The organism is Helicobacter trogontum (assembly GCF_000765905.2).
Taxonomy (GTDB): Bacteria; Campylobacterota; Campylobacteria; order Campylobacterales; family Helicobacteraceae; genus Helicobacter_A; species Helicobacter_A trogontum.
Genome location: NZ_JRPL02000052.1, coordinates 1 through 5,408, shown reverse-complemented (window position 1 = coordinate 5,408; position 5,408 = coordinate 1). Strand labels below are relative to the sequence as shown.

The window sequence follows — 5,408 nt, the reverse complement described above, 5'->3', positions numbered from 1 at the left end:
TTCCCTTTATTACTCTTTAGTTTTACTACTCCATTATGAGGACATTTAAGTTCATTATCTTCTAGTATTGGATGAAGCATTGCAGTGCTTGTTAGAGAAACTATAGAGGTGGTTTCTTTTTGTGTCTGCTCTCTTTGTGTTTGCTCTCTCTCTAGTATTTCTTTAGATTCTTTGGAGTTACATTCTAACTTGATGTTAAGGCTAGAATCTAGGAGGGAGTAGTTTAAGAGTGTTAGGGTATTGCTACCTAGAAATACTTGGAGGGTGCTTAGGGAATTGTTAGAAGCTCTATTATTGCTTGTAGATTCTATAGAGTTAGAATCTATCTCACCGATTAAGTGATAGATGGGTTTAAGAGTATCTAAGCCTAGATTGCTATCTTTAGAATCTAGCTCACCAAAAAATAAAGGATTATTAGGGGATTCTTTAGAGCCTGTGAGTAAAAGACCAAACCAAGATATATAAATATGTTCTATGTTGGCGATTTTTGCTATCTCTACACAATCAATACAATCGTTTTCTTTTGCAAAATAGATTGCTTTATTTTCTAACACTAAAAAATCATTGCTAGAATATTGTGCGCTTACACGTTGTTTCATTATAATTCCCTTAACTTATGAATATAGCTCTTCTTTAAATATTATCCTATGAGTTTCGCCTTGCTCTATACAGAGATTAAACCTATCTGCGTAGGCATTAAGACTAAAATCATCTAGTCCGTTTTGATATATGTTATAGGTGCTTGTATTGTAGCCTAAGAAATAAGAAATGTTTTTGAAGTTTAATAGGCTAATAGTATCGTGTGCGATAAGTCTGTAAGCCTGTGATTTTACCAATGAACGCAAGTAGCCCAAATCAAGCTTATTGAGAGAATCTAGTGGGATATTTGTGAAATCACTAGCAGTAAGTGGCATGATATATATTTGCCTATTTTCCACAAAAGCCTCCAAACCCATATCTTGCAAAAAATCAATGCTTTTCGTTTCTATGAGATTTTGATAATACGCTATATCACTCAATACACAATCTATCGCCTCACTTAGAGTTTCACCCCTCCTATGCAACAAAGCATAATGATACAGATTGCGTAAAAAGACATTCATATCTTGCAGATCCATTTGCTTTTTTGCACTATCGTGGATTTCATCTAGCAATCTACTTAGCTTTTCTAATGCATACACACAACGAGCTGGGTGATGAAAGTCATTGTTTTTGTCATTGATATAATATAAATAGCCTGGTGTTTTTGTGCCTAGCTCTTGGACAAAATTTGCTAGTATCCACTGGTTATTATTGAGATTAGAATCATTATCAGTATGCATATGAAAGGTTTTGTCTTTTAAAATATTCATCGCTTCTTGTCTGTGTGATTTTGAGAGATTCTTATAGGCTTGTTTTCTATGCTTTCGCATATTTGTTTGTGTCTCTTTAGGCTGTATATTAAGGCTTTGCAAAAAGCTAAACATTCCTCTCCATAGTCTCTTCGCACCCGGTGCTTGATAGGTATAAAGTCCTTGTATGATATGCGGATATGTGAGAGCAAAAAGCTGAGCGAGATACCCGCCTAGTGAGTGTCCTACTACCACTATTGGCGTGTTATGTGCTATCTTTCCGCTTTGCTTTAGCCTAAAGTAAAAATTTATCATAGAATCATATTGCTTTTTAGGGAGCTTTCTTAATGTCAAGGAAGCGTCAGTTCCTATATCTCTCCAATCAATTGTAAGAGGATTGGGGCTTGGGGCATCAGTCCCTGCTATACCTAAAACATATTCATTATTGCTTATATCTCTAAAGAGCGTAGCTCTAAAACCCATTTTAGATTCTCTATCATTTTCATTGATATGGTCTATCACTTCGTAATGTTTAGCAAAGTTTAGGGCGATAGTCATTGTCTTTTCGTCCACATCTATTTTTTGTGTTTTGGTATCTTGTTTAAATATTTTAAGACCACCAACGGGGATTTTGCCACCAAAATACCCGACTGTTACAATAGCAAAGAGGGATTGTTGTCTAGGCTCTAAGTTTTTTAATGCATTGATTGCAATTTTATTGTTGTGAAATAAGCTGCTAGAGTTTTCCAAATCTATATCATCGTTTTTTAAAAAACTTCCTAGCTTCACATTCCCAGCCAAAGCTAAAACAGCATATCTATACATAAGCCTTATGTGTGTTTCGTATAGCAAGAGATTCGCATTTGAATCTAGCATTATCTCTTGATTGTTTGGTATTTGATTATGTGGCATTTATACTCCTTTCTATCATATACAGCTGCCTCTTGCTGGATATTGTGTATCGTATGTTTGCCATGTTTTATCTTCTGGAAGCGATTTATATCTATCAGCATACAGATAATAGTCTATTTCTCGCATAGCAATATCGTGTGTTTTTTTATTCTTAAGCACACGCTCTACTTTCGTGATTAATGTTTTTTGATCAATTCTTTGCTCGGTATATTCTAAGTAATAATTTTCTAATACAAAAATCTGTTTTTGTAATTTATCAATCTTATTCTTATTAGATTCTAAGAGTAGCTCTGCTTTGAGACTTTCAATCGTTTCTTTATCTGCATTAATCGTTACTTTGTAGATATTGTTTTCTTTTCTATCTTTGCCAAAGATGTAATCTGCCTTGCTTACTTTAGGTATCTCAAAATAACCCAGATAACTTGTATCTCTTGGGCTATGATAAGTGATACTCATATCTTTTAATGTATCCTCATAAAAATATCTGCCAAGTGTGTCTTCTTTATAAGCCTTTTTGCATACCTTATGAAACTTGTTGTCATCTGGATACACAAAGCCATAATAACACCCACTATAAATTACCAAGATAAGATTAAGGATTAAGAGATTTGTAATTTTCATTGTTACTCCTATCTAATACATTGATTATCACATTCCCAGCCAAAGCTAAAACAGCATATCTACACATAAGCCTTATATGGGTTTCATATTGCAGTAAGCTATTTTGATTACCAGGATTTTTAGAATCTAGCATTATAGGAGTGTTTGTATTTTGATTATTTTGTTTCATTTGATTGTCCTAATACTGAGAATTTATTGCAACCCCTCACTACTCTCTGTTCATATTCAATAGAAGAATCATAGCCAGGTTTTGGTTTATATTCTACCTTTGCTGGATCTTTACGGCTTGAAATGGACATTCTTCTATCTGCATAGAGACTATAGGATATGTTTTTAAAGGCTATTGCCTTTGTTTTTTTATTTCTTATGAGAAATTCATTTTTTGTTATTAATGATGTTTTATTAATTCTTTGCTCTATTATTTCTCCATAGTAGTTTTCTAAAAGAAATAGTTCTGTCTCTAAATCCTTAATCAATGTTTTTCTATTTATTTTTTCAGTATATTCAGGAGAGTAGGTTTTAGTAATTATTTCTTCTTTTTTACCTTTTAGTTCTTTTACATATTCTTTCATCTTATTGATTTTTTCTTTATCTGCATGAATGATTGCTCTATATACATTTGATTCTGTTCTATCTTCACCAAAAATATAGTCTTTTTTATCTCGATTCTTATCGTATAAGCGATATAAATAAAAAAAGTCGCCGTCGCTATCAGGTTGAAGTTTTTTATCATATAGCCATTCCCCAATCCAACCTTTTTCTCTTGCTTCATGACATATTCTTGCAAATTCCTTTGAATCTGGATAGATGAATTGCCTCATCTGACAACCTGTCAATAAACACACAATAAGCATAAACATAAGAGTTGCAATAGCATATCTATACATAAGCCTTATATGGGTTTCATATTGCAGTAAGCTATTTTGATTACTAGGATTTTTAGAATCTAACATTATCTCTTGATTGTTTGATATTTGATTATGTGGCATTTATACTCCTTTCTATCATATACAGCTGCCTCTTGCTGGATATTGTGTATCGTATGTTTGCCATGTTTTATCTTCTGGAAGCGATTTATATCTATCAGCATACAGATAATAGTCTATTTCTCGCATAGCAATATCGTGTGTTTTTTTATTCTTAAGCACACGCTCTACTTTCGTGATTAATGTTTTTTGATCAATTCTTTGCTCGGTATATTCTAAGTAATAATTTTCTAATACAAAAATTTGTCTTTGTAATCTATCAATACTATTCTTATTAGATTCTAAGAGTAGTTCTGCTTTGAGACTTTCAATCGTTTCTTTATCTGCATTAATCGTTACTTTGTAGATATTGTTTTCTTTTCTATCTTTGCCAAAGATGTAATCTTGCCTATTTATATTGGGTAACACAAATAAATGTAGGTAATATGTATCCCTTATGTTTGTATCATAGCGGGTTATATTATCTGGGGATATATCTTTTAATACATCATCGTAAAAATGTGGATAGAGCAGACCTTTTTTATGGGCTTTTACACACATATTAAAAAGCCTATCATCATCTGGATACACAATCGCATATCTATCGTAACACCCACTATAAATTACCAAGATAAGACTAAGGATTAAGAGATTTGTAATTTTCATTTGTTGCTCCTAGCTAATACATTATTATATCACATTCCCAGCTAAAGCTAAATAGCATATCTATACATAAGCCTTATATGTGTTTCGTATAGCAAGAGATTCGCATTTGAATCTAGCATTATGTTTTGATTGCTTGATATTTGATTATTTTGCTGGTGTGGATACCTGCAGATTTTACCATATTTTAATCTTGCATATTCTGTTTTGATTATCAAATCATACTTTTTCAATATCCTAGCAGTTGGAAGTATTATAGATATAGAAGTGCAAGGAGTAGGCACACCTGCTATATTATTCGTGTAGCCTATGATAGAGCTATTTAATAAATCAGATTCTAAAATCATAGGAATACCTTTAGATTTAAAAAGCTTCCCTTTATTACTCTTTAGTTTTACTACTCCATTATGAGGACATTTAAGTTCATTATCTTCTAGTATTGGATGAAGCATTGCAGTGCTTGTTAGAGAATCTATGGAGGTGGATTCTTTTTGTTCTTTAGTAGCTAGAGTAAGTCTATGTTGTTGTTCTGTTTGTCTTGAAGGTTTTGTTTGTGTAGAGAGATTGATACCAAATCTTTTATCTATTGGTTGTATCTCTTTAATACCGCTTATATCATCATTATGGCTAGATTCTCTGCTATTATCCCTTTTTGTTGTGTTAGATTTCATTATTTGTAACCTCTTTATTATCTCCATAGATATTATGTCTTTCCTTTATGCTTTATATAATTAGCTATAGGCATGATAATAGTAATTTATCATACATAATTTTGCATTGTTATAAAAGATTTCTATATTATCACGTTCATCACTAATATACACTTCTCCATTTTCTCCATAGAAACATCTAGGATTATTCATATCTTCTTTACCACCCCTAAGCAGTAAGGAGTAAAAATACACATCACAAGGCA

7 protein-coding genes and 1 pseudogene are annotated in these 5,408 nt (G+C 32.2%); all 8 read right to left on the bottom strand.

The annotated features are described in order from the left end of the window. Positions 1 to 599: pseudogene (locus tag LS81_RS10380) on the bottom strand (hypothetical protein); the annotation flags it as partial. 15 nt (positions 600 to 614) lie between these two features. Next, entirely contained in the window at positions 615 to 2,243 is a 1,629-nt protein-coding gene (locus LS81_RS10375; RefSeq protein WP_138069931.1) for an alpha/beta hydrolase family protein, read from the bottom strand. Between the two features lie 15 nt (positions 2,244 to 2,258). Continuing rightward, positions 2,259 to 2,864: a hypothetical protein gene (locus LS81_RS10370; RefSeq protein ID WP_052096655.1), complete on the bottom strand. Its 606-nt coding sequence runs from the start codon at positions 2,862 to 2,864 to the stop codon at positions 2,259 to 2,261. Continuing rightward, on the bottom strand, positions 2,836 to 3,033 hold the full coding sequence (locus LS81_RS10365) for a hypothetical protein (RefSeq protein WP_034347835.1): 198 nt from the start codon (positions 3,031 to 3,033) through the stop codon (positions 2,836 to 2,838). The genes LS81_RS10370 and LS81_RS10365 overlap by 29 nt, the downstream gene beginning before the upstream one ends. Beyond that, on the bottom strand, positions 3,020 to 3,853 hold the full coding sequence (locus LS81_RS10360) for a hypothetical protein (protein ID WP_162846256.1): 834 nt from the start codon (positions 3,851 to 3,853) through the stop codon (positions 3,020 to 3,022). Before LS81_RS10360 ends, LS81_RS10365 begins: the two co-directional genes overlap by 14 nt. Before the next feature lie 15 nt (positions 3,854 to 3,868). Then, positions 3,869 to 4,495: a hypothetical protein gene (locus LS81_RS10355; protein WP_034347982.1), complete on the bottom strand. Its 627-nt coding sequence runs from the start codon at positions 4,493 to 4,495 to the stop codon at positions 3,869 to 3,871. A gap of 47 nt (positions 4,496 to 4,542) precedes the next feature. Then, positions 4,543 to 5,163: a hypothetical protein gene (locus tag LS81_RS12180; RefSeq protein ID WP_237022233.1), complete on the bottom strand. Its 621-nt coding sequence runs from the start codon at positions 5,161 to 5,163 to the stop codon at positions 4,543 to 4,545. Positions 5,164 to 5,223: 60 nt separating this feature from the next. Then, on the bottom strand, positions 5,224 to 5,408 hold a 185-nt coding region (locus LS81_RS12175; RefSeq protein ID WP_138069930.1), incomplete at its 5' end, for a hypothetical protein.